This is a genomic window from Streptosporangium amethystogenes subsp. fukuiense (genome assembly GCF_042665875.1).
Classification (GTDB): Bacteria; Actinomycetota; Actinomycetes; order Streptosporangiales; family Streptosporangiaceae; genus Streptosporangium; species Streptosporangium fukuiense.
Genome location: NZ_JBHTEE010000001.1, coordinates 8,217,660 through 8,243,681, shown reverse-complemented (window position 1 = coordinate 8,243,681; position 26,022 = coordinate 8,217,660). Strand labels below are relative to the sequence as shown.

Annotated in this window: 23 protein-coding genes; 14 read left to right on the top strand and 9 right to left on the bottom strand. The window is 71.9% G+C overall.

Annotated elements, in window-relative coordinates; genetic code table 11:
* Positions 1 to 12 precede the first annotated feature (12 nt).
* Positions 13 to 2,640 (bottom strand): CHAT domain-containing protein, encoded by a 2,628-nt coding sequence (locus tag ACFQVD_RS36730; RefSeq protein WP_364150200.1) that lies wholly within the window; start codon positions 2,638 to 2,640, stop codon positions 13 to 15.
* Between the two features lie 136 nt (positions 2,641 to 2,776).
* Here ACFQVD_RS36730 and ACFQVD_RS36725 point away from each other — a divergent pair, with 136 nt between their 5' ends.
* From ACFQVD_RS36725 to ACFQVD_RS36710, 4 genes are all read left to right on the top strand, one after another.
* A complete protein-coding gene (locus tag ACFQVD_RS36725; protein ID WP_343965781.1) occupies positions 2,777 to 4,225 on the top strand; it encodes a S8/S53 family peptidase in 1,449 nt (482 codons plus the stop codon).
* Positions 4,226 to 4,291: 66 nt separating this feature from the next.
* Positions 4,292 to 4,867 carry an RNA polymerase sigma factor gene (locus tag ACFQVD_RS36720; RefSeq protein WP_343965779.1) on the top strand — a complete coding sequence of 192 codons (576 nt, stop codon included), beginning with the start codon at positions 4,292 to 4,294 and terminating at the stop codon, positions 4,865 to 4,867.
* Positions 4,864 to 5,295, top strand: a complete 432-nt coding sequence (locus ACFQVD_RS36715) for a hypothetical protein (protein ID WP_343965777.1) — start codon at positions 4,864 to 4,866, stop codon at positions 5,293 to 5,295. The genes ACFQVD_RS36720 and ACFQVD_RS36715 overlap by 4 nt, the downstream gene beginning before the upstream one ends.
* 117 nt (positions 5,296 to 5,412) lie before the next feature.
* Complete coding sequence (locus ACFQVD_RS36710; RefSeq protein WP_343965775.1) at positions 5,413 to 5,997, top strand: hemerythrin domain-containing protein; 585 nt, start codon at positions 5,413 to 5,415, stop codon at positions 5,995 to 5,997.
* Between the two features lie 46 nt (positions 5,998 to 6,043).
* Here ACFQVD_RS36710 and ACFQVD_RS36705 read toward each other — a convergent pair whose 3' ends face one another.
* Entirely contained in the window at positions 6,044 to 7,402 is a 1,359-nt protein-coding gene (locus tag ACFQVD_RS36705) for an iron-containing redox enzyme family protein (RefSeq protein WP_343965772.1), read from the bottom strand.
* 282 nt (positions 7,403 to 7,684) lie between these two features.
* Here ACFQVD_RS36705 and ACFQVD_RS36700 point away from each other — a divergent pair, with 282 nt between their 5' ends.
* The 3 genes from ACFQVD_RS36700 (at position 7,685) to ACFQVD_RS36690 (ending at position 9,809) form a co-directional block, all read left to right on the top strand.
* Positions 7,685 to 8,140 (top strand): hypothetical protein, encoded by a 456-nt coding sequence (locus ACFQVD_RS36700; RefSeq protein ID WP_343965768.1) that lies wholly within the window; start codon positions 7,685 to 7,687, stop codon positions 8,138 to 8,140.
* 173 nt (positions 8,141 to 8,313) lie between these two features.
* A complete protein-coding gene (locus ACFQVD_RS36695; RefSeq protein WP_343965766.1) occupies positions 8,314 to 8,784 on the top strand; it encodes a MarR family winged helix-turn-helix transcriptional regulator in 471 nt (156 codons plus the stop codon).
* A gap of 50 nt (positions 8,785 to 8,834) precedes the next feature.
* Entirely contained in the window at positions 8,835 to 9,809 is a 975-nt protein-coding gene (locus ACFQVD_RS36690; RefSeq protein ID WP_343965764.1) for an NAD-dependent epimerase/dehydratase family protein, read from the top strand.
* A gap of 2 nt (positions 9,810 to 9,811) precedes the next feature.
* Here ACFQVD_RS36690 and ACFQVD_RS36685 read toward each other — a convergent pair whose 3' ends face one another.
* Complete coding sequence (locus ACFQVD_RS36685) at positions 9,812 to 10,165, bottom strand: DUF3140 domain-containing protein (protein ID WP_343965761.1); 354 nt, start codon at positions 10,163 to 10,165, stop codon at positions 9,812 to 9,814.
* Positions 10,166 to 10,351: 186 nt separating this feature from the next.
* Positions 10,352 to 11,689, bottom strand: coding sequence for a serine hydroxymethyltransferase (locus tag ACFQVD_RS36680; protein WP_343965759.1), 1,338 nt, complete (start codon positions 11,687 to 11,689; stop codon positions 10,352 to 10,354).
* A gap of 620 nt (positions 11,690 to 12,309) precedes the next feature.
* On the opposite strand from ACFQVD_RS36680, the gene ACFQVD_RS36675 reads away from it, so the two are divergent.
* Positions 12,310 to 14,043 (top strand): ABC transporter ATP-binding protein, encoded by a 1,734-nt coding sequence (locus ACFQVD_RS36675; protein WP_343965757.1) that lies wholly within the window; start codon positions 12,310 to 12,312, stop codon positions 14,041 to 14,043.
* Positions 14,040 to 16,055, top strand: a complete 2,016-nt coding sequence (locus ACFQVD_RS36670) for an ABC transporter ATP-binding protein (RefSeq protein WP_343965755.1) — start codon at positions 14,040 to 14,042, stop codon at positions 16,053 to 16,055. Before ACFQVD_RS36675 ends, ACFQVD_RS36670 begins: the two co-directional genes overlap by 4 nt.
* A 139-nt stretch (positions 16,056 to 16,194) precedes the next feature.
* Here ACFQVD_RS36670 and ACFQVD_RS36665 read toward each other — a convergent pair whose 3' ends face one another.
* Positions 16,195 to 17,253 (bottom strand): endonuclease/exonuclease/phosphatase family protein, encoded by a 1,059-nt coding sequence (locus ACFQVD_RS36665; RefSeq protein ID WP_343965753.1) that lies wholly within the window; start codon positions 17,251 to 17,253, stop codon positions 16,195 to 16,197.
* A 79-nt stretch (positions 17,254 to 17,332) separates the two neighbouring features.
* Between ACFQVD_RS36665 and ACFQVD_RS36660 the strand changes: the two genes are divergently transcribed.
* Together ACFQVD_RS36660 and ACFQVD_RS36655 are read left to right on the top strand one after the other, a co-directional pair.
* Positions 17,333 to 18,181: an NAD(P)H-binding protein gene (locus ACFQVD_RS36660; protein ID WP_343965751.1), complete on the top strand. Its 849-nt coding sequence runs from the start codon at positions 17,333 to 17,335 to the stop codon at positions 18,179 to 18,181.
* A 69-nt stretch (positions 18,182 to 18,250) separates the two neighbouring features.
* A complete protein-coding gene (locus tag ACFQVD_RS36655; RefSeq protein WP_343965749.1) occupies positions 18,251 to 19,087 on the top strand; it encodes an NAD-dependent protein deacetylase in 837 nt (278 codons plus the stop codon).
* 33 nt (positions 19,088 to 19,120) lie between these two features.
* On the opposite strand, the gene ACFQVD_RS36650 is transcribed toward ACFQVD_RS36655, so the two are convergent.
* The 4 genes from ACFQVD_RS36650 to ACFQVD_RS36635 all read right to left on the bottom strand — a co-directional run bounded on the left by ACFQVD_RS36650 (position 19,121) and on the right by ACFQVD_RS36635 (position 22,439).
* Entirely contained in the window at positions 19,121 to 19,831 is a 711-nt protein-coding gene (locus ACFQVD_RS36650) for an HAD family hydrolase (RefSeq protein ID WP_343965747.1), read from the bottom strand.
* 82 nt (positions 19,832 to 19,913) lie between these two features.
* Entirely contained in the window at positions 19,914 to 20,594 is a 681-nt protein-coding gene (locus ACFQVD_RS36645) for an SDR family NAD(P)-dependent oxidoreductase (protein WP_343965744.1), read from the bottom strand.
* 12 nt (positions 20,595 to 20,606) lie between these two features.
* A complete protein-coding gene (locus tag ACFQVD_RS36640; protein WP_343965742.1) occupies positions 20,607 to 21,392 on the bottom strand; it encodes a sugar phosphate isomerase/epimerase family protein in 786 nt (261 codons plus the stop codon).
* Positions 21,393 to 21,494: 102 nt separating this feature from the next.
* Positions 21,495 to 22,439 carry a ketopantoate reductase family protein gene (locus tag ACFQVD_RS36635; RefSeq protein WP_343965740.1) on the bottom strand — a complete coding sequence of 315 codons (945 nt, stop codon included), beginning with the start codon at positions 22,437 to 22,439 and terminating at the stop codon, positions 21,495 to 21,497.
* A gap of 176 nt (positions 22,440 to 22,615) precedes the next feature.
* Between ACFQVD_RS36635 and ACFQVD_RS36630 the strand changes: the two genes are divergently transcribed.
* The 3 genes from ACFQVD_RS36630 (at position 22,616) to ACFQVD_RS36620 (ending at position 25,981) form a co-directional block, all read left to right on the top strand.
* Complete coding sequence (locus ACFQVD_RS36630; protein ID WP_343965737.1) at positions 22,616 to 23,374, top strand: class II aldolase/adducin family protein; 759 nt, start codon at positions 22,616 to 22,618, stop codon at positions 23,372 to 23,374.
* Between the two features lie 81 nt (positions 23,375 to 23,455).
* Complete coding sequence (locus ACFQVD_RS36625) at positions 23,456 to 24,643, top strand: alpha-hydroxy acid oxidase (protein WP_343965735.1); 1,188 nt, start codon at positions 23,456 to 23,458, stop codon at positions 24,641 to 24,643.
* Positions 24,644 to 24,784: 141 nt separating this feature from the next.
* A complete protein-coding gene (locus ACFQVD_RS36620; RefSeq protein WP_343965733.1) occupies positions 24,785 to 25,981 on the top strand; it encodes an ABC transporter substrate-binding protein in 1,197 nt (398 codons plus the stop codon).
* Positions 25,982 to 26,022 lie beyond the last annotated feature (41 nt).

Below are 26,022 nucleotides of genomic sequence, written 5' to 3'. Positions count from 1 at the left end.
CGGCCGAGCGGGTCAGGCCGCTCCGATGGCGGAGAAGGACCAGCCCGTCGCACGGTGGAGCGCGTCGCCGGGCATCGACGACCTGGCGTCGCGCAGGGCCTCGGCCATGCTCAGACCGCGCCGCAGCCCCTCGTGCAGGGCGAGCATCAGCGGCACCACGGCCTCGTCGTCGACCGGCACCGAGCTCGCCACGATCCCGGCCGTGCCCAGCGGCAGCAGCGCCGTGGCGAGGCCGAGCAACTCGTTCGCGCCGACCGGCTGCAGCCTGCCGGAGTCGCAGCTGGACAGGAGGATCCGGTACGGGGCGCTGCGGAGCCGTTCGAGGTCGTGCACGGTGAGCGGGCCGTCGTCCATCCCCAGGGAGGAGAACATCGGGCTGTCGGAGCGGAAGGTGCCGTGCGCGGCGATGTGCGCGAGCCTGCTGCCGTCCAGCGCCGCGAGCACGGCCGAGGTGACCGCGGTGCCGTTCTCCAGCACCGTCGCCTCGCCGTACCCGGCGGCCAGGGGCGGGATCTCGGCACCGCCCGTCGCCAGCCCCGGGCCTCTGACCAGCACGACCCGATCCCGTGACGGCGGCGGCTCGATCCGCCGGGCGCGGAGCCAGGCGCTCGCCGACGGCGACACGCTCAGCACCCGCGTCCCCAGCGCGGGCAGCAGCGCCCAGGGCACGCCGTGCAGCCTGCCCGGCGGTACGACGACCACCGGCCCTTCCCCGAGGTGGCGCACCGCGGGGCCGAGCAGCGACTCCTGGAGGCGGTGCCCGCCGGCTTCGAGGATGGGCAGCCTGGCCGCGGAGCCCCCGTACGCGATCCTGCTGAGGCCCGCGCGGGCGTGGTCGGCGTCGATCGCCGCGTCGGCCAGCCGTCCCGCGGCGAACCTGCGCACCCGGCCCCGGCCGCAGAGCAGGACGTGCAGGTCGCCGTCGACGGCGACGATCTCGATCAGCCACCCGTCACCGAGCTCGTCGAGCAGCAGGTCCACGTCGAAGCGGTGCCCGTCGGTGCCGCCCGCACCGCGCATCCGGAGCGTCCGGTCGCGGATCCCCTTCTCCAGCCGCCGCTGCTCGCGCTCCAACGCGGGGGCGGGGCTGCCTTTCTGCCTCGCCGCCTCGATCCGGCTGCTGATCTCCCGGAAGGCCGTCACGTCGCGCAGCAGCTCGGGATCGTCCGGCGGCCGGGTGGGCGGGATCGCCAGCGCCGTGGCGCGCCAGCGCTCGCTCCAGCCGAGGAACCGGCGGGGGCTCCCTCCGGCGAGGGTCGCCCGCTGCGCGAGCAGGGCCAGCTCCGCCCCCTGCGCGGTGGCCCGCGCCCGCAGCTCCGAGGCGCCCAGCGTCATCCGGTACTCGTCCAGCAGGTCGAGCCCCCGTCGGCAGGCGTCCAGCACGCCGCGGGTCCGCCCCGCCGCCGCCGCCCGCAGTGCCTGCGCCACCCAGCCGTCCACCCGGGCGAAGGCGGGACCGCGTGCCCTGCCCCTGGCCGCGGCGGCCAGGTGCCGTTCGGCCTCGGCGTCGGCGCCGAGGGCGAGGGCGGTGCGACCGGCCAGCAACGACGCCTGGACCGCCTCGGGGGCGCGCAGCTCCGCCAGCCGCAGCGCGACCGCGGCGGCGTCGCGTACCGAACGGCCGGAGATCTCGCCCGCCGCGAACCTGGCCTGGACCAGCACCAGCCGAGCGTGGGCCTGCCACCAGTCGCGGCGCTGACTGGAGAAGAGCCGGACGGCCGTGCCCGCGCGGACGATCGCCGCGTGCGGCTCGCCCACCGCGATCGCGGCCCGCGCGGCGATCAGGAGGAGTTCGGCGCCGCGGGTCGTCTGCCCTCCCGTACGGTTCAGCAGCTCCGTGGCGGCGTCGGCCTCCTCCAGCGCCTCGCGCGCCAGCCCGGCCGCCAGGAGCACCCCGCACCGCCGGATGTGCAGCACGAACATGGGCGTGCCGAGTGCCCGGTAACGGCTCGCCGCCTCGTCGAAGTGGTGCAGCGCCGCGGGGAGGTCGCCGGACCTGAACGCCGCCAGCCCCCTGCTCTCCACCGCGTCGGCCTTGTCGTGCTCCTGGTCGGTGGTGTCCCACAGCCGCTCGGCGGCGACGAAGTCGGCCTCGGCCCGTTCCACGGCCCCCATGGCCAGGTGGACCGTGGCCCTGAGGGTGAGCGCGCGGGCGGTCCAGATCGTGTCCTGTGCCCGGCGCAGGGCGGGGATGGCCCGGCGCAGGTCGTCGAGCGCCTCCCGGTGCCCGCCGAGGACCCACCAGGTGTAGCCGCGCCGGAACAGCGCGCGGGCGCCGGTGAGCCCGCTGCCCCGCTCGACCGCCGTCTCCAGCGCCGCCATCCCCTGCCGGGTACGGCCCGCGTGGACGAGGGCGGCCCCCAGGGTCGACAGCACGTCCGTCTCGCGGTCCGCGGAACCGGACCTGGCCGCCAGGGCGCGGGCCCGCCGGAGATGGCCGATCGCCGTCGTGAGGTCACCGAAGTCGCGCTGCCAGATGCCGATCACCTGGTGGGCGACGGAGGCGTCATGAGAGGAGGGGGCGCCCGCCAGCACGGCCCGCGCTCCGGCCAGCGCGTCGGCGGGACGGGCGAACACCAGGGGCAACAGGTCGAGAGCGTCTCCCGCGGAAGGCGGGATCCGCGGGCTTCCCCCGGTCACGGATCGATGTTAGACGTGATGTGTTCGGAGCGTCCATGCCGCTGTGCTCGTACGCAGGGCTGTATCAACCGGGCGCCCCGCGGCTCATAACCCATGGCGACGTGAGGAATCTCCGACCGAGACAGGAACAGTGAACATGGCACCAGACAGGTTCCAGGAACAGTTCGACCAGATCCAGGCCGCCATGGGAGAGGAGGTCGTGCTCGCGGCGGGCCCGGACGACTCGCCCAGGTTCCTCTATGAGAAGGGCTGTGTTCTCGCCAGGCGGGAGGAGGCCGCCGAGGTCACCCAGGCCATCCGGAGCGCGTTCCGCCGGGATCGTGGCAGTGACCGTGGCGTGGAGCTGCAGGAGGAGGAGAGCCCGAGCGGCGTGTTCAGGATCCGGGTCGGGCCGCTGGACCGTGCGGAGCGCTGGAGCGACCGGGACGTGTCGGACGCGTTGCGGGCCGTCGACGAGCTGGAGCGTGCCAACGGCCGCCGGATGGTGTCCAGGAACCACATCGTGTCCATCGCGGTGAACTGCTGCCCCGGCGACGAGCCGGTACCCGTGGCCCGATGCGGGCCGCCCAACCCGGCGGTGGTCAAGCGGGTCGCGGGCGCGGCGGCCGGCCCGGTGTCCGTCCTGGTGATCGACACGGGACTGGTGGAGAACTACAGGTCGCACCCGTGGATGAGCCTCGTCGAGGGCGAGGGCAAGGAGATCGAGCTGGACTCCGAGGGGATACTCAAGCAGTACGTCGGTCACGGCACCTTCATCGCCGGGCTGATCAGCGCCGTCGCGCCCAGCGCCGCCATCACGGTGAAGGGGGCGCTCGTCAACGCGGGCGCCATCTCCGAGAAGGACCTGGGCGACCTCCTGCTCGGGGAGATGCGGCCGTTGCACAGGTGGCCGGACATCATCAACCTGTCCGCGGGGACCCTGAGCACGGACCACAGGACGCTCATGGGGCTTGAGGGCTTCATGCGGGAGCTGGTGACCGACCACCCGGAGACACTGCTGGTGGCCGCGGCGGGGAACAACGGCAGCGACGAGCGGTTCCATCCCGCGGCCTACGCCGACGACCCCGACTACGCCGGTGCCGTCGTGTCGGTGGGCGCGCTGCGGAAGGACGGCCAGGACCGGGCCTGCTTCAGCGGTCACGGGCCGTGGGTGACGGCGTACGCTCCCGGGGAGCACCTGGTGAGCGCCTTCACCGCGGTGGACGACACCCCGGTGCCCTACGACTACCAGCATTCGACCTACGACCACTGCCGGTACGGCTCCGCCTACGACTGCACCTGCCAGTTCCCTCCGCACCGGGGCGAGCTCAGCGAGAAGATGGCGGCGTCGCCGAACGCGATCCGCGAACGCGTCAGGTTCGACGGGCTGGCGCAGTGGAGCGGCACCTCCTTCTCCGCGCCCCTGGTCGTCGGCATGATCGTCAATCACATGGTGCGGAACAACGTGACCGGCTCCCGGCAGGCCGCCGCCGAGCTCCTGAGCACCCCCCTGTCCGGCAGGGGGGTGCAGGGCCTGCCCGCCCCCACCCTCATCCCCTCCACCTGGACGCCGTCGAGCGTGCAAAGTGTCCCGGTCGTGCTCTGAAAACCGGTGCGGCCGAATCGGCCCTCCGTCGTACGATGACAGTCCCGAAGGCAAGGGGACGTCACCGTGGATCGAGACTCGACCGGCATCCTCTTCCGCGCCGCGGTGGACGGGGAGACCGCGGCGTGGAAATCCCTGGTGGAGGGCCTCAGCCCGCTCGTGTGGTCCGTCGTGCGCGCCCACGGACTGAGAGACGCGGACGCACAGGAGGTCTACCAGACGACCTGGTTCCGGCTCGCGCAGAACCTCGCGCGGATCCGCGAGCCGGACAGGGTCGGGGCCTGGCTGGCCAGCACGGCGCGGAACGAGTGCGTCAAGGTGATCAGGACCGCTCGGCGGGTCTCGCCGAGCGACGACCCCGAGGTGTTCGACCGCGCCGCCGACGGTCGTACGCCAGAGCAGGCGGTGGTCGACGCCGAGGAGGCGTCGATGGAGCGGGAGCGGATGCGGGCCATGTGGCAGGCGTTCCAGGAACTGGGAGAGAACTGCCGGCGGCTGCTGCGGCTGCTCATGGCCTCGCCGCCGGTCAGCTACCAGGAGGTGTCGGCGACGCTCGGCATCGCCGTCGGGAGCATCGGGCCGATCAGGCAGCGCTGCCTGCGGCGGCTGCGCGTCCTCCTCGCGGAACGGGGCTTCCGATGAGCGACGACGCGCTTGAGGCGGAGCTGCGCCGCGCCGTCGAGCTGTTCGACCCCGTTCCCTCCGAGCTCCTGCAGGTCGCCGTCGAGGCCTACACGCTCCGCGCTCTCGACGCCGAGCTGGCCGAGCTGGTCTTCGACTCCCTGAGCGGGCCCGCACGGGTGCGGGGCGACAGGGCGCCGCGGATTCTGACCTTCCAGGGTGCGGAGCTGACCGTCGACCTGGAGGTCACCGTGACCGCCGACGGCGGGCGCGTGGTGGGCCAGCTGATGCCGCCGGGGCCCGCGGAGGTCGAGGTCCTCGGGCACCGTCCGGCCACGCTGGCCACCGACGAGCTGGGCAGGTTCGTCCACGACGTCCCGGCCGGGCCCTTCAGCCTCCGCTGCCACCTCGCGGGCGCGACCGTCGTCACCGAGTGGATCACCGTCTGACCGCGGCTTCGCGCGGGCGTCTCCGGGTACGCGGTCACCGGCGCGCGGCCCGTGCCGGGGCGCCTCGGGTTTCGACGCCCGGATGGGGGTAAGCGTTTTGTTGACAAGGGGGGACCTATGAGTGACCACGGGAACGTGCCCGAGCTGATGGACGAGAACGACGTGGTGGACCTGCTGGTACGCCAGCACGTGATGATCAGGGATCTGTTCGACGAGGTGGAGAACGCTCCCGCGGGGAACCGGCGTGCCGAGGCTTTCCAGCGCCTGGTGCGGTTGCTGGCCGTGCACGAGACCGCCGAGGAGGAGGTCGTGCACCCCTACGCGCGCCTCAAGATCGAGGACGGGGACAGCGTGGTCGACGAGCGCCTCACCGAGGAGCGGGAGGCCAAGCAGATGCTCTCCGACCTGGAGAGGCTGGGCGCCGACCATCCCGATTTCCCCGGGCACCTGCAGGTCCTGCGGGCGGCGGTGCTGGCCCACGCCCATGCCGAGGAGAGCCACGAGTTTCCCCGGTTCCGCGCCCAGACGAGCGAGGCCGAGCGCCGGGCCCTGGCCGCCGGGGTGAAGGCGGCCGAGGCGCTGGCGCCGACCCACCCGCATCCGGGCACCGAATCGGCGGTCAAGAACCTGCTGCTCGGGACGCCGCTGGCGCTCGTGGACCGGACCCGCGACGTGATCCGCCAGGCCATGGGCGGGCACTGAGACCGAGGTACGGGCCTCCCCCCGCCGGTACCACCTGGTTCGGTCGTCACGGCCTCGCCGCGCCCACCTCCCGCAGTGACGAGACGCCGCGCCGCCACCGGCTCATGACATGCTCGGCGAAAAGCCGATCCAGGGTCAGCGCGCAGGCCGCCCCGTACAGGATGTCACCGACCCGCGAGGGGTGCTGCCGTACGAACCCGCCGCACATGTCGTGCGCGGCGGTCCGCTCGTGGACGGCGTCGGCCCGCACCTGCTCGTCGTAGAAACGGCTCGCCGCCTCGCCCGCCCCCAGCCTCCGCAGGCCCCTGGAGTAGCGGCGGTTGGGGACCGAGGAGGTCATCTCGGTGGCCGCCAGGTGGCCGAGCAGCGCTCCGAGGTGGCGCCGGTGGAGCCCGAACAGCGACATCGCGTTGGAGACGGCCAGCGTGATCGCCGGGACCTGGTCGAGGTAGGCACCGTAGGAGTCGTCCATGCCCAGCCGGCGCATGGTGGTCCGGAAGAGCTCGGAGTGCGTCCGCTCGACGTGCCCGCCGCCGTACCGGCCCGCCTGGATCTCCACCAGCGCCGCCTTGGGGCGTCCGCTCAGCCGGGGGATCGCCCAGGTGTGCGGGTCGGCTCCCTTCAGGTGGTGGATCGACCGGTGCGCGACGAACTCGCGGAACTGTGCGAGGTCGGCCTGCCGCTGGAGGAACCCCGGCAGGTCGGGGCCGTCGACGGCGGCGGCCACCAGATCGGTCAGGGCCTGGCTCAGGTGCTCGGGCCGCTGGGCGGGCGGGCACGACACGGCCCGCGCCAGCCCCTCCTCGAACCGTGCCTCCAGGATCTCCCGCACCTCCAGCAGCGAGGGGTTCCACTCCCATCGCTCGTCCACGCCCTCGAAGCCCCGGTGGTGCAGCTCGTAGCAGACGAAGAGGGCCAGCTGCACGTCCTCGTCCGCGAGGACCGGGCCCGCGAAACGGGCGGGGAACGACAGCAGCGGGAGCGACAGGAGGCCGAAGCGGTGCGGTGGGTGTACCAGCCGTTCGAAGAGCAGGGCGCTGATCGGGCCCCGCGCGGCGGGCAGCGCCGGCCGGTCCGGCGGGTCCGTGCGCTCGGCGGGCTTCGAGCGCCCCGGAGGCTTCGCGGGCTTCAGGGATCTCGGGGACCTCTGGGGCCCCGAGGGTCCCGGGGGCTTCGCGGCGCGTGACGGTCCAGACCCGGGAGAGCCCAGCAGTTCGGGGAGACGCGGCTGCCCAGGAGACCTCGGCGTCTCCGGAGCCGCCGAGAGATCCGGGTTCGCCGGGAACCCGGAAGCCGTCAGGGGCCTGCACGCGCCCCCGGGTGAGTCGTTCACCGTGATGCCGCCGTCGTGAACGTCGGCGATGCGCCGCCCGTAGTGAGCGGACGCGTCAAACCCACGCGCCATGCGTCCCCCGTTCGATGCCCCCGATCGGTCCGATGCCCACACCGAAGCCCTCGAAACGCCCCCAAGATCACTCCTTCCTCTCGATGACCTGCAGAAACCACGAAATATATGGATATTTCGCGGGCGCACTCGCGGGAGCGGGCGAGTACCGGGGCCGGAAACGGGCAGGCGACAACAACCGAGACAGCACGACGCCGGGGTCATCCGACGGAAAACCCGATGCCCCGGCGCGGGGGGACGGCGAAACGCCGGTCTCTCCGTACGGGAAGGTACGGTCAGCTCATGTCCGAGCGCAGCATGCCGCACGACCTCGCCGCCTGGGCGTGCCCCCACGGGCAGGACGCTCGCCGGGGTTGCGCGACCTGCTACGAGGAATCGACCGACGGCGACCAGACCCAGCCCTCCTGGGAGGTCGCCGCGTGGTTCACCACCTCGCGGCCGATCCCGATAAGAACGCTCCAGGACGCGCACCACCACGACCGCCATTTCGCCCTCGACCAGCCGTCCACGCCGCTGGTCTACCTCCTGACCGGCCACGCCCGTGCGGGGGGCAGCGTGCAGGCGATCGCGGGCGTCGTCGGCTTCCTGCTGCACAACCGGCACGTGGTGGCCGACTTCACCGTGACCGAGACCCGCGCCACCCGCCGCTCGCCCGGCACCCCCGGCGCGCCCAACGCGACCCGCCAGACCGACAAGTGGCTCCAGGACCCGCGCCGCCCCGACGGGCGCCCGCGGTGAAGACGACCCTTCACCGAGCCGGTGCGCCCGGCCTGGCGATGCCGTCGGCGCGCGTGGGGCCGGTGCCCGTCCGAACGCCCACTCGGGGTGTGTGCCACCCCGTGGATGACAGCCACGGCGGGAGTCCCTAAGCTCGACAACACCATTGTCGAAATAGTGAGGCGGAGACGATCGTGCCGGCCGACCCTCCGGGCTTCGAACTTCCGCTCAGGCTCTTCCTCGGCTTCCGGATGCTCATCGACGAGCTCCACGTGGAGCTCGCCCGCCAGGGACACCCCGACATGCGTCCGATGCATGGGTTCGTCCTGCAGGCGATCGGCCCCGAGGGCACCACCGCCGTGGAACTCGGCCGGCGGCTGGGCGTCTCCAAGCAGGCGGCGGGCAAGACCGTGGACACCCTGGAGCACCTGGGCTACGTCGAGCGGCGCTCCGACCCCGGCGACGCCCGCCGCAAGATCGTGCGGCTCACCGAGCGGGGCTTCGACAGCCTCGCCCGGTCCGCGCGCATCTTCGAGGACCTGCGCGCCGGCTGGGCGAGGACCCTCGGCGAGGACCGCCTGCGCGCCCTGGAGTCCGACCTGCGCGCCGTGACCTCGGGGGACGTCTTCCGGCTCGACGTCCCCGGCTGGTTCGGCGGCTACTGACCGCGAAACGCTCTGCGGGTCACCTCGGCCGATTCGCCACAATGTGAGGTATGCGAATCCTGATCATCGGCGGCACCCGGTTCGTCGGCCGGCACATCACCGCGGCCGCGATCGCGGCCGGGCACCGGGTCTCCCTGCTGCACCGGGGCATGACGGGCCCCGAACTGTTCCCCGAGGCCGAGCACCTGCTCACCGACCGCAATGCCGACCTGTCCGTGCTGCGCGACCGGCACTGGGACGCGACGGTCGACGTCAGCGCCTACCATCCGGCGCAGGTCACCTCGCTCGCCGGCGCGCTCTCCACCGGCCAGTACGTCTTCGTCTCCAGCACCGCGGTCTACCAGGCGCCCGAACGGCCGGGCTTCACCGAGGACTCCCCGCTGGCGGAACTCGACGGGCCGATCCCCGAGACGGTGACCGGCGAGGTGTACGGGCCGATGAAGGTGCTGTGCGAGCGGGCCTCGGTGGACGCGTTCGGGCCCGCGACGCTGGTCGTACGGCCCACGTACGTCATCGGCCCGCATGACCACACCGGCCGCTTCACCTACTGGGTCAACCGGATCGCGCGCGGCGGAGAGGTCCTCGCGCCCGGCGACCCCGGCGACCCCATCCAGGTGATCGACGCCCGCGACCTGGCCTCCTGGGTCGTCTCCATGGTCGAGGGGAGGCATCCGGGCACCTTCCACGCGGTCAGCCCTCCCCCGCCGTTCTCCTTCGGCGACCTGCTGGAGGCGATCGTGGCCGAGGTCGGGCCGCCGGAGACCACCCTGACCTGGGTCGGGCAGGACTTCCTGCTCGCCGAGGGGGAGAACGGCCTGTCGCTACCCCTGTGGTCAGAAGGCGACCCGCAAAAATCGATCAACGCCGCCGACCCCGCCGCCGCCCGCGCCGCGGGACTCGGCCCGCGCCCCCTGGGGCGGTCGATCCGCGAGATCCGCGAGGCGGAGTCGTCCTTCGACACGGCCGACACCATCACCCCCGACCGGGAGGCCGACTTGCTGGCCCGCTGGTCGGCGCGCGCCTGAGGTCAGCCCCGGAGCCGGGACGGCCGGAGCGGGTTGTGCCCGACCTCCAGCAGCGCCCGCCGCCGGTCGTCGTCGTCATCGCCGACCCTCCCCTCGGCCAGCGTGTCCTCGACGCGGTCGACGGCCTGCCGCATCGTCTCGATGTCGTCCGCGGTCAGGTCGTCCTTCCGCTTGCCGAGGACCCCGAGCACCTGGCGTCCGAGCGGCGGCATGGCCGACTCGGGGCTCCTGGCGACGCCCCCGTCCGCCGAGGCCGACGCCAGCAGGAAGGCGCGCAGCTCCTCAGACGTCATGTTCACCACCTCGTGGAACTCCTGCCACACCAGGTCGAGGATCAGATCCGATTGGTCGGCCACCGTGCTCTCCTCTCACGCCGGGCCCCTGCGGCCACGCCCCGGACAAGGACCGGCCGCCGGATGATCGGATCTCCCCTGGCGGGGTGCGCGACGGCGGGCGCACGGCCGCCCTACCCCGGCTTCCACGCCGCTAACACGGGAGCCGGGATACGGGCGGATTTCAGCACAGCGCGGCGTATGCCCTCCTCAGGAGGGGTTGTCCACCGTGAAGCGCACGCCGGAGAAGCGGCTCCGCCACTCGGTGACCTCCGGCGCCACGGTGCCCGGGTCGACGTTCTCGTCCAGGCCGCGGGCGATGAACGAGGCCAGCTCCGGCATGTCCGCCTCGGTCATCCCGAGCCTGACGATCTCCGGCGTACCGATCCGCAGGCCGTTCACGTCCCCTTCGACCGCCTCCATCGGCAGGCCGATGCCGCTGCTGAGCAGGTTCGCCTCGCGCAGCCGCCGGGCGGCCCGCTGCCCGCCGCCGTAGCGGTGGGCCGGCACGGAGAACTGGTGGGAGCGGGTGCACCCCCGGTCGGCGGCGAAGATCGGGACGCCGAGGGCGAGCAGTTCGTCCGCCAGCCGCCGCGCGGTCGCGATCATCTCCTGCGCGTAGGCGGGCCCCGCCGCCTTCCAGTCGAGCATGGTCATGGCGAGCGCGGCGGTCTTGCCCGCGTCGAAGTTGGCGGTCAGTCCCGGGTAGGCGATCGCGTCGAGCCGCTCGGCCAGTTCGGCGTCGTCGGTCACGATGAGCCCGCCCGCCGGCCCGCCCAGGCTCTTGTACGTGCTCATGGTGATCAGGTGGGCGCCCTCCGCCAGCGGCTGCGGCCACGCCTTTCCGGCGATCATGCCGCAGAGGTGGGCGGCGTCGAAGAGCACGCGGGCGCCGACCGCGTCGGCGATCTCGCGGATGCGCGCCACCGGGTGGTGGAACAGGTTGAGACTGCCGCCGATGGTGATCAGCTTCGGCCGGACCCGCTCGGCGAGCTCGCGCAGGGCGTCGACGTCCACCGTGTAGCCGTCCGGCGTGACGGGGGCGGGAACGATGTTCAGCCCGTACAGGCCGGCCGCGCCGGGCTCGTGGTGCGTGACGTGGCCGCCGATGCTCGCCGGCGGGGCGATGATCGTGTCACCGGGTTCGCAGGTGGCCATGAAGGTGTAGAGGTTCGCCAGCGCTCCCGAGCCGACGCGTACCTCGGCGTAGCCGGCGCCGAAGACCTCGGCGGCCAGCTCGGCGGCGATGATCTCGATCTGCTCGATCGCCTCCAGACCCATCTCGTACTTCTCACCCGGGTACCCCAGTGACGGCCGCGACCCGAGACCGGCCGAGAGCAGCGCCTCGGCCCGGGGGTTCATGATGTTCGTGGCCGGGTTCAGGTTGACCGACTCGACGTCGTGGATGCGGTGGTTGCCGGCCACCAGCCGTTCGATCTCGTTCTGGATCGAGGAGGCGGTCTGGTCCGTCACGGCCTTCAGTACGGACTGGACGCGATCCTCGGTGACGGTGGGCACCCACGGACGGTGGGCGAGGGCACGGGGCATCAGGTGATCTCCTGGCCGACAGGCAGACGGCTGTCGTGGTGATGTCAGGTTGTCTGCCACACGACGTTAGATCGCAGATGAGGCCCGCCGCATCGGGTGAAAGATGGGGTTTTTCGCGCCGTTTTCCTACATTTGCCGGAAAAAGATTCCGCGCTCCGCCGGAAACGATCACTCCTTTCACCGGGGCCCCTCCGGTCCCCCGAACACCACATGCGGCTGAACCGCAATAAATGGGTGAGCGACCTGTCCACTTGCTTTGTAGGATGACCGACGTGCCAGGGCTCCCTCATCCGGCAGGTGCTCACCGGCCCGATCGAGCCCCCACGACCGGCTGCGCCAAGGCCGCCGCCTGTCGCGCGCGACCATCGGGAGTTCGTCGAAAGCGACCCGCTGCCGCTCTCGGAGATCGTTTCCAGGCCACCGGTCGGGCTCCGCACCTCTCCCCATCTCGGCCCGCCCCCTTGACCTCAACCGAAGTTCAGGTCGCAGGCTGAGCCCGACACTCCCCCGCTGGAGGAAATCCTCATGATCCCGGCTACCGGGACGACGGACGAGACCGGCCGACGGCCGGCCCCCCGGTACGACGCCCCTCTCCCGGCCACCCCACCTAAAGAGACCCCATGCTGACCCGTCTGCTCCGCACCTACCTGCGCCCCTACTCGGCGGCGCTGACCGCCGTGGTGGTACTGCAGCTGGTCGGCACCATCGCCTCGCTCTATCTGCCCAGCCTGAACGCCGACATCATCGACCAGGGCGTGGCCACCGGCGACACCGGCTACATCCTCACCGCGGGAGGCTGGATGCTGGCCGTCTCCCTCGTGCAGATCGCCTGCTCGATCGCGGCGGTCTACTACGGCTCCCACGCGGCCATGGGCTTCGGGCGCGACGTCCGCTCGGCGATCTTCCACCAGGTCGGCGGCTTCTCCGCCAGGGAGGTCTCCCACTTCGGCGCCCCCTCCCTGATCACCCGCGGGACCAACGACGTGCAGCAGGTCCAGATGCTCGTCGTGATGACCTGCACGATGCTGGTCGCGGCCCCCATCATGGGCGCCGGCGGCATCATCATGGCGCTGCGCCAGGACCTCGGCCTGTCCTGGCTCATGCTGGTCTGCGTCCCCGCGCTGCTGGTCTCGATCGGCCTGATCATCGTCCGCATGGTCCCCCAGTTCCGCGCGATGCAGGAGCGCATCGACCGGGTGAACCAGGTGCTGCGCGAGCAGCTCACCGGCATCCGCGTGGTGCGCGCCTTCGTCCGCGAGCGTGAGGAGACCCGCCGGTTCGCCGAGGCCAACGACGAGCTGACCGACACCGCGCTGCGGGTGGGACGGCTGACCGCGCTCATCTTCCCCACCGTGATGCTGATCCTCAACGTCTCCAGCATCGCCGTGCTCTGGTTCGGCGCCGGGCGGGTGGACAGCGGCGAGATGCAGATCGGCGCCCTGACCGCGTTCCTGATGTACCTGATGCAGATCCTCATGTCGGTGATGATGGCCAGCTTCATCTCGATGATGATCCCGCGCGCCGCGGTCTGCGCCGAGCGCATCACCGAGGTGCTCGACACCGAGTCGTCGGTGACGCCGCCCAGCGACCCGGTACGGCAGGTGAGCGGCCGCGCCGAACTGGAGATGCGCGACGTCGAGTTCCGCTACCCGGGCGCGGAGGCGCCCGTGCTGTCCGGCATCTCCTTCCGGGTGGCGGCGGGACAGACCACCGCCGTGATCGGCAGCACCGGCTCCGGCAAGACGACGCTGGTCTCGCTGGTGCCCAGGCTGTTCGACGCCACCTCGGGCACGGTCTCGGTCAACGGCGTCGACGTCCGCGACCTCGACCCCCAGGTGCTCTGGTCGCGCATCGGCCTGGTGCCGCAGAAGCCGTACCTGTTCAGCGGCACCGTCGCCAGCAACCTGCGCTACGGCAACCCGGACGCCGGCGACGAGGAGCTGTGGGAGGCGCTGGAGGTGGCCCAGGCTCGCGACTTCGTCGAGGCGATGCCCGAGGGCCTGGAGGCGCCCATCACCCAGGGCGGCACGAACGTGTCCGGCGGGCAGCGACAGCGGCTGTCCATCGCCAGGGCACTGGTCAGCAAGCCCGAGATCTACCTGTTCGACGACTCGTTCTCGGCCCTGGACCTGGCCACCGACGCGCGGCTGCGCGCCGCCCTGCGCCCGCACACCGCCGAGGCCGCCGTCATCATCGTCGGCCAGCGGGTCTCCACCATCGCCGACGCCGATCAGATCATCGTCCTGGACGACGGCGTGATCGTCGGCCTGGGAACCCATGACGAGCTGCTGGATTCCTGCCCGACGTACATCGAGATCGTCGAGTCCCAACTAGCCGCGGAGACCGCAGCATGAGTGACAGTTCCACGACGACCGCGCGACCGCGGCCACCCGTCGGAGGCGGCGGCTTCGGCCGGGGCCCCATGGGAGGGGCCGGGATGCCCGCGGAGAAGTCGATGAACTTCGGGCCCTCCGCGCGGCGGCTGGCCCGGCGGATGAACCCCGATCGCCCGAAGCTGCTGGCCGTGATCGGCCTCGCCGTGATCAGCGTGGTGTTCTCCGTCGTCGGGCCGAAGATCCTCGGGTACGCGACGGACCTGATCTTCACCGGGGTGATCGGCAAGCAGTTGCCCGCCGGGACGAGCACGCAGCAGGCGATCGAGGCGGCCCGCGCCTCCGGCAACGACAACTTCGCCGACCTGCTCGCCGGGATGGACGTCGTACCCGGTCAGGGCATCGACTTCGGCGCGCTGGGCACGGTCCTGCTCTGGGTGCTGGCGCTCTACGTCGCCTCTTCGGTCTTCGCCTGGTACCAGGGTTACCTGCTCAACGACGTGGTGCAGCGCACCGTCTACCGGCTGCGGGAGGAGGTCGAGGAGAAGCTGAACCGGCTTCCGCTCAGGTTCTTCGACGGCCAGCCGCGCGGCGAGCTGCTCAGCCGGGTCACCAACGACATCGACAACGTCTCGCAGACCCTGCAGCAGACCATGAGCCAGCTGCTGAACTCGCTGCTGCTGGTGATCGGCGTGCTCGCGATGATGTTCGTGATCTCACCGCTGCTCGCGCTGATCGCCCTGGTGACCATCCCGCTGACGATGGTCGCCACCGGGATGATCGCCAAGCGCTCACAGCGGCACTTCGTCGCGCAGTGGAAGCACACCGGCACCCTGAACGCCCACATCGAGGAGGCGTTCACCGGCCACGAGCTGGTGAAGGTGTTCGGCCGCCGCCCCGAGGTCGAGGAGGTGTTCAGGGAGCGGAACGAGGAGCTGTTCAAGGCCAGCTTCGGCGCCCAGTTCATCTCCGGGATCATCATGCCGATGATGATGTTCATCGGGAACCTCAACTACGTCGCCATCGCCGTCGTCGGTGGCCTGCGGGTCGCCACCGGGGCGATGAGCCTGGGTGACGTGCAGGCGTTCATCCAGTACTCCCGGCAGTTCACCCAGCCGCTGACCCAGGTCGCCTCGATGGCCAACCTGCTGCAGTCGGGGGTGGCCTCGGCCGAGCGGGTCTTCGAGCTGCTCGACGCCGCGGAGCAGGAGCCCGACCCGGCCGATCCGGTGGTGCCCACCGCCAGACGGGGCCGTGTCGAGTTCGAGCACGTGTCCTTCAGCTACGACCCGGAGCAGCCCCTCATCGAGGACCTGTCCCTGGTGGCCGACCCCGGGCACACCGTCGCGATCGTCGGCCCGACCGGCGCGGGCAAGACCACCCTGGTCAACCTCGTCATGCGCTTCTACGAGCTGAACTCGGGCCGGATCACCCTCGACGGCATCGACATCACCGCGATGCGCCGCGACGACCTGCGCTCGCACATCGGCATGGTGCTCCAGGACACCTGGCTGTTCGGCGGCACCATCCGCGAGAACATCGCCTACGGCAACCCCCGGGCCACCGAGGAGCAGATCCTCGCCGCCGCGCGGGCCACCTTCGTCGACCGTTTCGTGCGCACCCTGCCGGACGGCTACGACACGGTGATCGACGAGGAGGGGAGCAATGTCAGCGCCGGCGAGAAGCAGCTGCTGACCATCGCCCGCGCCTTCCTCGCCGACCCGTCGCTGCTCATCCTCGACGAGGCCACCAGCTCGGTCGACACCCGCACCGAGGTCCTGGTGCAGCACGCCATGGCCGCGCTGCGCTCGGACCGCACCAGCTTCGTCATCGCCCACCGGCTGTCGACCATCCGCGACGCCGACCTCATCCTGGTGATGGAGGAGGGAAGCATCGTCGAGCACGGCACCCACGACGAGCTGCTCGCCACCCGCGGCGCCTACCACCGCCTGTACTCGGCGCAGTTCAGCGGCGCGGTGATCGAGGACGACGAGACGACCGCGGAGGGGGTGCCCACGCCGGTCTCACCGTGATCCGTCCGGCTCGGTGGCGGATCGGCACCGCCGTGGGGATCGACGCCGCCACCGTCGCCACGCTGCGGGGCGTCCTGCGTAGGGTCACCACCTCCGGCCACCGCGGAGAACGCGACGCGCCGACCGGCTCTCGCGGGGATCAGAACCTGACGCGGGCCATGACCGGCAGGTGGTCGCTGCCGGTGGCGGGCAGGGTCCAGGTGCTGACGGGGATCATCGCGCGGGTCATGACATGGTCGATCCTGGCGACGGGGAGGGCGACGGGCCAGCTGAAGTCGAAGCCCTCCCGCGCCGGGGTCAGCCGTGTGGTGAGGGGGGCCAGGCCCCGGTCGTCAAGGGTGCCGTTGAGATCGCCCAGCAGGATGACCCGCTCCAGCCTCTCCGCGGCGAGGGCCGCGCCCAGCGCGACGGCGCTCTCGTCCCTCCGGCCGGAGCCGAAGCCCTCCGGCAGCCGGACGCGGAGCGAGGGAAGGTGGGCGACGTAGACGGCCACGTCGCCGTACGGAGTCCGCACCGTGGTCCGCAGCCCCCGGCTCCAGTCGCCCTCGATGCCCTTCGGCCTGATGTCCACCGGCCGGGAGTCCGTGAGGGGATAGGCGGACCAGAGCCCGACGGTGCCCACGACGGCGCGGTGGGGGTGGTCCGGCGCGAGGGCGGCCCCGTAGGCGGGCAGCGCCTCGGGGGTCACCTCCTCCAGCGCGACAAGATCCGCACCGGCCGCCGCCAGGGCCCGCGCGGTCCCGGCCGGATCGGGGTTGTCGTCCGCGACGTTGTGCTGGAGCACCGTCAATTGAGACACCGTCAATTGAGACACCGTCAATTGAGACACCGTCAATCGAGACACCGTCAATTGGGGCACCGCCGGGTCTGCCGCCCCCCGCCCGGCGGACGGCAGCCGGTCGCCGAAGAGAGCGGCCCAGACCGTCACCGGGAGCAGCAGGGCCACCGCCGCGAGGGCCGAACGCCGCAGCAGCGCCAGAACCGCCAGCGGGGGGACCGCCAGGCCGACCCAGGGCAGGAACGTCTCCAGCAGGCTGCCGAGGTTGCCCACGGCGTTCGGCACGGCGTCATGGAACACCAGTAGCCCGGCGACCAGCACGGCGAGCGACGCGAGAACCCGCCCGCGCGTCCACGGCGTCCCGGCCTTCCCGCCCTCGCCTCCGGAGAACGGCTGGCGCTCGGTGGACAACGGCCTCATCCTCCCTGACTCCGTTGACCTCAACCAAGGTTGAGGATGAAGACTGATCGCGACGTTCCCACTGACAAAGGAGATCATCATGATTCTGGTTACCGGGGCGACCGGCAAGGTCGGCGGTCAGGTCGTGGCCCGGCTCCTCGGCGCGGGCGCCACCGTGCGCGCGCTGGCCCGCGATCCCTCCTCCGCCAGGCTCCCGGAGGGCGCCGAGGTGGTACGCGGCGACCTGGCCGACCCCGGCGGCCTGGACGCCGCCCTGGACGGGGTCGACTCGGTGTTCCTCGTCTGGCCGACCCTCGCGGCCGACCACGCGGCGCCCGCGACCATCGAGAGGATCACCAAGCACGCCCGCCGCGTCGTCTACCTCTCCGCGCGCGGCACCTCCGACGCCCCCGACCAGGAGCCGAACTCGATCCTCGGCTCGCATGCCCTCGTCGAGGGGCTGATCGAGCGGTCCGGAGCGGAGTGGACGTTCCTGCGGCCCGGCGGATTCGCCGCCAACACCCTGATGTGGGCCGACCAGATCCGCCGGACCGGCGTCGTCCGCTGGGTGCACGGCGCGGCCACCAGGACACTGATCCACGAGCGCGACATCGCCGCCGCGGGGGTGAGCGTGCTCACCGGCACCGGCCACGCCGGAGCGAGATACGTGCTGACCGGCCCGGAGGCGCTGACCCAGGTGGAGCAGGTGACCGCCATCGGCGAGGCGATCGGCCGGCCGACGCGCTGGGAGGAGATCGCACCGGAGATCGCGCTGCGCGAGCTGCTCGACCAGGGCTGGCCGCCCGCCGCGGCGGAGGGGATCATCGACGCGCACGCGCGGATGGTGGCCTCCCCGGAGACGACCACCTCCGTCGTGGCGGAACTCACCGGAGCACCGGCCACCCCGTTCCGCCGGTGGGCGGCCGACCACGCCGACGACTTCCGCTGACCTCGGAAGGCATCCGGAGAGGACGTGCCCGAGTCCGGCCGGGTAGGCGGGGTGGGTCAGTATGGGAGGGTGAGCGAGGATACGAGGGCGCTGGCGAAGCTGGTGGCCGCGGGCGGTGTCGTGGTGCTGAGCGGGGCCGGGATATCGACGGAGTCGGGGATTCCCGACTACCGGGGGCCGCGCGGCTCCCTGGTTCGGCACACCCCGATGACCTACCAGACGTTCACCGGCGACCCGGCCGCCAGACGGCGCTACTGGGCGCGGAGCTACCTCGGGTGGCGGGCGATGACCGGGGCGAGGCCGAACAGCGGCCACCACGCGGTCGCGCGGCTCCAGCGGCGCGGCCTGGTGGCCGGCATCGTGACCCAGAACGTGGACGGCCTGCACCAGGCGGGCGGCGCCGAGGCGGTCGTCGAGCTGCACGGCAGCCTGCATCAGGTGATCTGCCTGGACTGCGGTGATTCGAGCTCGCGTGAGGAACTGGATCACCGCCTGACGCTGGCGAATCCCCGGTTCGGTGCCCGAGCGGGCGCGATCAACCCGGACGGCGACGTGGAGCTGGCGGACGAGGAGGTCGACGGGTTCCAGCTGGTCGGCTGCCGGGCGTGTGACCGGGGGGTGCTCAAGCCCGACGTCGTCTTCTTCGGGGAGACCGTCCCGCCGGAGCGGGTCCGCGAGTGCTACGCCCTGGTGGAGCGAGCACGCCTGCTGCTGGTGCTCGGATCGTCGCTGACGGTGATGTCCGGCCGCCGGTTCGTGCTGCGCGCCGCGAAGCTCGGCATCCCCGTGGCGATCGTCAACCAGGGCCCGACCCGCGGCGACGGCTACGCGACGCTCGCCGTCGACGCCCCGCTGGGCACGGTCCTCCCGGAACTGGTCAGGCTCGTCGACGTACCGGCCTGCTGACGTACCCGCTTCCCCGCGGCCCACGGAGGCGGCCTACAGATCCGACGGTCCCAGGAGGGCCCGTACCACGGCGGCGGTGTCGGCGAGATCCTCCAGCACCAGCTCCGCGCCGGCCTCCTTCAGAGCCTGGACGTCGCTGGAGCCGGTGGCGACGGCGACCACCCGCGCCCCGCCCTCAAGCCCGGCCAGGACATCGTTCGGCGTGTCCCCGACCAGCACCGTGTTCCGCACGGTGAAGGACTCCTCGTACTTCCGCGCGGCACGCCGCTGCGCCAGGCCCACCAGCACCGCGCGGTCCTCGTGGTCCATCCCGTAGGCACCCACCTCGAAGTCCACGAAACCCTCCAGCTCGAACGCCCTGAGCTTGCCGACCGCCAGCGGCTCCATGTTCCCGGTGAGCAGCGACTGGATCACGTCGGCCCGGCCCGCCAGCACGTCGAGCACCTCGCGCACCCCCGCCAGGACCCTGCCCCGCTGTGAGATCTCCGCCTCGTAGACGACGAACGCCTCGGCGAGGGCCGCGACGAAGGAACCCAGCAGTTCCTCCGACACCTCGACGTCGTGCATCCGGAGCGTCTCCGCCGTGATCGCCCAGTCGGTCCGCCCCGCCATGGCAGCGACCCGCCGCATCGGTTGCCCGGTCACCACCTGGAACGCCTCGGCGTAGATGTCCCTGCCGACCCCGTCGATGCTGACCAGCGTGTGATCGATATCCCACAGCACAAGTGTTCTAGGAGAGCCCATCATCCGAGCCTAGCGAAACGGACACCTCCCCCTCCGGGGGCCTCTCCCGCCGGAGACCCGCCGGAGACCCATCGGAAGCCGGTCAGCTCGCCATCCACCCGCCGTCGACCGGCAGCAGGGCGCCGTTCACGTACGACGCGGCGTCGGAGAGCAGGAACGCGACCGCGGTGGCGATCTCCTCCGGCTCCCCCGGCCTGCCCGCCGGGACGCGTGACATCAGCCAGGCGGTCTGGTCGGGGTCGGTCAGCCGGTCGGCGGTCATCGGCGTCCGGATGATCCCGGGGGCGATGGCGTTCACCCGCGCGCCGACCGGAGCCAGCTCCACGGCGGCCGCCCGGGTCATGGCGGCGATCGCCCCCTTGGCCGCCACGTAGTGGATCTGACCGGCGACGGCGTGCGTGGCCACGACGGAGGCGATGTTCACCACCGCGCCGGTCCTCCCCTGCGCCGACCAGCGCCGCGCCATCCCCCGGATGCCGAGGAAGGTGCCGATGACGTGCACGTCGAGCATCTTCTGGAAGTCGGCCAGGTCCAGCTCGGTGATGCCGGACCGGCTGCGGATCCCGGCGCAGTTCACCAGGCCGTCCAGCGGACCGGCCGCGTCGAGCGCCGACTCCCAGGCGGCCTCGTCCCTCGTGTCGAGGGCCAGACCTCCCTCGGGAGCGTGCAGGTCGGCTGGGACGGCCGTCCAGCCGATGCCGTCCAGATGCCGGCAGACCGCCGCACCGATCCCCGACGCACCACCCGTCACCAGAATTCTCAATCGGGTCACTCCTCAGATCGTCGTGCCGCCGGCGGCCAGCAGCCGCCGGGTGCTTGCGAGCAGATGTCCGGCCCTGGACGCGGGATCCCATCGGGCGGCGAGCCGGTCGGACTGGACCTCGACGCTGAGCGGGACCTCGGGGTGCACCCTGGCCAGCAGCTCGGCCAGGGGCAGGTCCCCCTCCCCCGGGGCCAGGCGATCGTGTCTCGCCTCCCAGGACAGCGCCTGGAGTCCCTGCGGCGCGCGCGCCGGCGCGTCGCAGAGTTGCACGTAGCCGATCCGTCCCGCCGGGACTCCGGCGAGATCCTCGGGGAGCTCTCCGGCACGGTGCAGGTGCAGCGCGTCCACGAGCACGACGGCGTCGACCGCGCCGGTCAGCTCCAGCACCTCCAGCGCGGCGGCCAGCGTCGGCACGCCGGTGAACCGCATGAACTCCAGGGCGATCCGGACGGTGTGGTTCCTCGACGCCTCGTAGAGCCGGGACAGGTCGGATGCCGTGGCGGAGTCGTCCCGGTGCTCGCTCACGGTCAGCAGGAACCGTGCCCCGAGCGCGTCGGCCAGGTCGAGCAGCCGTCGCTGGTGGTCCGGGTCGCGATCCGGGCCCAGCCGCACCACTTCGAGGTCGAGCAGCCGGAGTCCAAGATCGTCCGCCTGGCGGCGTAGCCGCTCCGCTTCGGCGAGGCCGACGGAGCCCGGGTCGAGGCGCAGGCCGGCCGCGTCGTAGCCGGCCGCGCTCGCCGCCTCAAGGATCCGCGCGGGAGCGGCGTCAAGCACGGTTCCTGCCGCGAGTGAGATCACCGTCGTGCCACCCTTCGGCCGGGGAGCCGCGGACCCGCAGCCTGCCGACCACTAGTCGCTAGAAGCATTACCACGTAACTGCCTGGAGGGTCGGCACGGCGCTCACCTGACCCCGAGCGCGCCGAGCATCTCCAGCACGACGCCGTGCGTCGGCACCGGGACGCCCTGCTCACGGCCGATTCGATGGACGGCGCCGGCCATGCTCGACAGCTCGGTCCTGCGGCCGTTCATGACGTCGGCGCACATGGACGTGTAGTGCTCGCCGGTGCCCTCGAACACCTGGCTCGCGTGGGCCCAGGCGCGCTCCGGGTCCAGCCGCACCTGCTGCGTGAGCGCGACCGCCACCACCTCGTCGAACATCCGCCGCACCAGGGACCTGCCCTCGTCGCTGGCCCACACCTGGCCCACGGTCAGCCGCAGGACCGAGCTGACCGGGCTCATGACGGCCAGGGCGAGCTTGCGCCAGATCTCCTCGCCCACCTGCGGGAGGTACGCCGAGGGAATGCCGGCGGCGCTCAGCGCGGCGACGACGCCGGCGGCGCGCGCGCCGCCGCGAGCCTCCCCCATCTCGCCCAGGTAGGTGAAGGACTCGCCCGCGGCGGTGGCCCCGGAGACGGAGATCCGGCCGGGGCCCTGCAGCGCGGCACCGACGGTCGTGGTGCCGACCAGCGAGCGCTCGCCGCCGAAGACGGCGTCGAGCCGGGCCGCCAGCCCGAGCCCGTTCTGCAGGCTGACCGCGACCCCGCCCGGCGTGAGCGCGGGCGCTACGGAACGCGCCGCCGCCGAGAGGTCGTACGCCTTCGTCAGGATGACGACCGCGTCCAGCGATCCGGGGGGCAGGTCCTCGGCGTGCGGGCTGACGTCGAGGGCGACGGTCCACGGCCGCCCGTCGGGCGGCAGCACTGCGAGACCCCGTGCCGCGACCGCCCGTACATGCTCACTGCCACGGCCGATGAGGACGACGTCGTGGCCGGACCTGGCGAGAAGTGCCGCGAAGGCGGACCCCATGCCTCCGGCTCCGAGGATCCCGATGCGTCCCGCCTTCATCAGTCCTCCATCTGGACGTCGCGCCGCCGCCGTCGCCTCGGCCCGGGGCGCCCGCGGGTACGGACAGTGACTCGAACCAAGCGTCACTAGAACCCTAGCGCCGGAATAGTCGCACGGCTAGCCTTCCTCGGACAGGCGGTGCCGCCGTCCGAGCGGCAGCCGAATCGGAGGATCACATGACTCTCACCGCGAACGTGAGTGCCGCTCCCTCCCGCCGCGTGAGCGAGAGCGACCCCCGCTTCCAGATCTCAGCCGCCCGGCGGATCCTGCACCGAGAGGGTCTCGACAGCCAGGTCGGGGGCCACGTAAGCCTCAGGGTGCCCGGCGAGGACGCGTTCCTCGTCACCCCGTTCCAGTACTTCGACGAGACGCTTCCCGAGCACGTGAGCAAGGTCGGATTCGACCTTGAGGTCATCGAGCCCGCCACGCTGCCCGCGTCGGTCGGGATCAACTTCCACGCGTCCATCTACCGGGCCCGCCCCGACGTGAACTGTGTCATCCACACCCACGCCAAGAACATGTCGGTGCTGAGCACGACGGACGAGCCCTACGGCGTGTACTACGACTACGCGGCGCTGCTGCTCGACGAGGTGGTGCCGTGGGTGGACGACCCGAACCTGGTGCCGTCCGAGGAGGGCGAGCTCATGGTCGCGGCGCTGGGCGGGCGCAAGGCCCTGCTCATGGGCCACCACGGATCGCTGCACGTCGGGGACACCCTTGAGCATGTGACCGTGGAGGCGCTGCTGATGGAGCTCTGCGCGGGCTACCAGCTGGCCGCGATGGCGGTCGGCGGCAGGCCGCTGGACCGCACGACCGCCGAGAGCTACCGCTCGGCGTACCTCAGGAGCAGCTTCCGCGAGCAGATGTGGGCGGCCAACTACCGGCGGCTGCGGCGCAGCGACCCCGATCTGTTCGCGGTCCTCGACCTGGGCTGACCCCGTCACAGCCACCCCCTGACGCGGGTCCCGCCGGCGCGCGGCCCGCGTCGGGAACGTTCCCGTACCAGGAGGAAGCAAGTGCACAGGCGGCAGTACCGGCGGGCGATCACGCTGCGGGACCTGCGGGAGGCGGCTCGGCGCCGGTTGCCGAGGATGGTGTTCGACTTCGTCGACGGCGGTGCCGAGGACGAGTTCACCGTCGGGGAGAACCGGCGCGCGTTCTCCGACATCACGTTCCGGCCGCGCGTGCTGGTCGACGTCGGCTCACGTCCCCAGGCGGTCACGGTGCTGGGCCGGCGGTTGGAGACGCCGGTCATACTCGGACCCACCGGGCTGGCCCGGATGGTGGGCCGCGCCGGCGAGGTCGCGGCGGCCGTCGCCGCCGAGCGGTCCGGCACGGTGTCGGTGGTCAGCTCGGGTTCCAGCGTGTCGTTCGAGGACGTGGCGCGCTCCGTCACCTCGCCGCAGTGGTTCCAGCTCTATCCCTGGGGAGACCGCGGCACGATCCAGGCGCTCATCTCGCGCGCCAGGGACTGCGGGTTCGGCGCCATGGTGGTGACCGTCGACGTCCCGGTCGTGGGAGCTCGGGAGAAGGACCTGCGCAACGGCCTGACCGTCCCGCCCCAGGTCAACCCGCGCACCGGCTGGGACGTGCTGAGCCATCCCCGCTGGCTGGCCGAGCTGCTCACCGGCCCCAAGGTCACCTTCGCGAACTTCACCGGGCTCATGCCGGAGCAGCGCAGCACCAGCGGTCTCGCCGCCGCGACCGCGGGCCTGCTGAACCCCGGCCACACCTGGGCGGACCTGGAGTGGATGATCGCCGCCTGGGGCGGCCCCGTGCTGCTCAAGGGCGTGATGACGGGCGAGGACGCCCGGCGGGCGGTGGAGGTGGGCTGCCAGGGCGTCGCGGTCTCCAACCACGGAGGCCGCCAGGCCGACTCGCTGCCCGCGGCGCTCGACGTGCTGCCGGAGATCGTGGCGGAGGTCGGCGACGAGGTGGACGTCGTCCTCGACGGCGGGGTGCGCCGGGGCGGCGACGTCGTCAAGGCACTGGCACTCGGGGCGCGGGCGTGCCTCGTCGGCCGCCCCTGGCTCTACGGCCTGGCCGCCGGCGGCCAGGCCGGTGTCGGCCGGGTCCTGGAGATCCTGCGTGAGGAGATCGACCGCACCCTCGCACTGATCGGACAGCCGGGTGTGGCGGGCCTGGACGAGTCGGCGATCCGCGTCCGGCCCGGGCACGGCCGGGCGCATCCCCCCGCTGACTAGCGAAGATCACTCTGGAGCGTTCGTCGTTAGACTCTTGACGACGTATCGACCGCTTCGTAGATTAACGGGACGTTACACACCCCGTACTCCCCATTCCCCCCACGGCTCCTTCGGAGGACCCGGATGGCTCGCAAGCCACACATGGTCACAGCGGCATTCTTGGTCGCCGCGCTCGCAACCGCCTGCGGAAACGTCTCAAGCGACACCGGCACCTCCGCCAGTTCGGTGGAGGCGCCCCCAGGGATCACCAAGGACGAGATCACACTAGGCGCTACCCTGCCACTTACGGGTACGGCGGCGATAGCCGGCCAGGGCCTCGAAGCCGGCATGCGGATCGCCGCCGACGAGATCAACGCCGCCGGGGGGATCAACGGCCGCAAGATCAAGCTGGTCCTGCTCGACGACGGGTTCACCGCGGACCGTGTCGTCACCAACGTGCGCCGGCTGGTCTCCCAGGAGAAGGTGTACGCGCTGGTCGCCCCCTCCGGGTCCCAGGGCCTGCCCGGCACCTGGTCCTTCATCGCCGAGAACGGCACCCCGGTCTGGGGTCCGGTCTCTCCCGCGGACCCCAAGCAGCAGGAGGTCTACCTGCTGAGCGCGACGCGGGCGAGCCAGCAGCAGGTCGCGATCGACTACTTCGCCAAGCAGAAGTTCACGAAGCTGGCCGTCATCAAGCAGGACAACGACCTCGGCGTCTCCATGAAGCAGGCTCTCGACCTGCAGATGCCCAAGCACCCCGATGTGAAGATCGTGGCCGAGGAGGACGTGCAGCCCGGCTCGACCGACGTGAGCTCGGTGGTGAACAAGGTCATCGCCGCCAAGCCCGAGGCGGTGCTCCTCGCGACCGACAACAACCAGGTCGCCCTGATCCTGCAGCACCTGCGCCAGCGCAACGTCACCATCCCGGTCTTCGCCGACCAGGGCGGGGCCGGCACCGGTGGCACCAGCGCGGTGGGCCCCGCCGGCGCGGCGGCCGAGGGCTTCATCGGCGGCATGCAGGCCGATGTCGTCTCCACCGACAACCCGAGCGTGGAGCACTGGCGGTCCCTCGCCAAGCAGTACTCGGGCCAGCAGGGGGAGAGCGGGTTCTCGCTCCAGACGTACAGCTTCCTGAAGGCGTTCGCCGAGCTGGTCAAGCGGATGGGTGACGACGTCTCCTACGCCAACTTCAACAAGACGGCCGAGGGCCTGGCCGAGAACCCGATCTCGCTGGGCTCGATCCCGGACATCGCGTGCGGCAAGCTCCCCGAGGGCCACACGTGCGTGCAGCAGGCCGGTCTGGCGGAGTTCAAGGACGGCAAGTGGTCGGTCCTGCAGAAGTTCACCGCACCTGAATGAGCCGCGACCGACCGGCCGGGCACTCTCCCGGCCGGTCGGAG

Bases quoted from the DNA above. Each gene is read 5' to 3' on its own strand.
- ACFQVD_RS36715 (WP_343965777.1), top strand. From the start codon at position 4,864: ATGAGCGACGACGCGCTTGAGGCGGAGCTGCGCCGCGCCGTCGAGCTG.
- ACFQVD_RS36710 (WP_343965775.1), top strand. From the start codon at position 5,413: ATGAGTGACCACGGGAACGTGCCCGAGCTGATGGACGAGAACGACGTG.
- ACFQVD_RS36650 (WP_343965747.1), bottom strand. From the start codon at position 19,831: ATGGGCTCTCCTAGAACACTTGTGCTGTGGGATATCGATCACACGCTG.
- ACFQVD_RS36700 (WP_343965768.1), top strand. From the start codon at position 7,685: ATGTCCGAGCGCAGCATGCCGCACGACCTCGCCGCCTGGGCGTGCCCC.
- ACFQVD_RS36670 (WP_343965755.1), top strand. From the start codon at position 14,040: ATGAGTGACAGTTCCACGACGACCGCGCGACCGCGGCCACCCGTCGGA.
- ACFQVD_RS36660 (WP_343965751.1), top strand. From the start codon at position 17,333: ATGATTCTGGTTACCGGGGCGACCGGCAAGGTCGGCGGTCAGGTCGTG.
- ACFQVD_RS36620 (WP_343965733.1), top strand. From the start codon at position 24,785: ATGGTCACAGCGGCATTCTTGGTCGCCGCGCTCGCAACCGCCTGCGGA.
- ACFQVD_RS36680 (WP_343965759.1), bottom strand. From the start codon at position 11,689: ATGCCCCGTGCCCTCGCCCACCGTCCGTGGGTGCCCACCGTCACCGAG.
- ACFQVD_RS36630 (WP_343965737.1), top strand. From the start codon at position 22,616: ATGACTCTCACCGCGAACGTGAGTGCCGCTCCCTCCCGCCGCGTGAGC.
- ACFQVD_RS36675 (WP_343965757.1), top strand. From the start codon at position 12,310: ATGCTGACCCGTCTGCTCCGCACCTACCTGCGCCCCTACTCGGCGGCG.
- ACFQVD_RS36635 (WP_343965740.1), bottom strand. From the start codon at position 22,439: ATGAAGGCGGGACGCATCGGGATCCTCGGAGCCGGAGGCATGGGGTCC.
- ACFQVD_RS36705 (WP_343965772.1), bottom strand. From the start codon at position 7,402: ATGGCGCGTGGGTTTGACGCGTCCGCTCACTACGGGCGGCGCATCGCC.
- ACFQVD_RS36690 (WP_343965764.1), top strand. From the start codon at position 8,835: ATGCGAATCCTGATCATCGGCGGCACCCGGTTCGTCGGCCGGCACATC.
- ACFQVD_RS36725 (WP_343965781.1), top strand. From the start codon at position 2,777: ATGGCACCAGACAGGTTCCAGGAACAGTTCGACCAGATCCAGGCCGCC.
- ACFQVD_RS36665 (WP_343965753.1), bottom strand. From the start codon at position 17,253: ATGAGGCCGTTGTCCACCGAGCGCCAGCCGTTCTCCGGAGGCGAGGGC.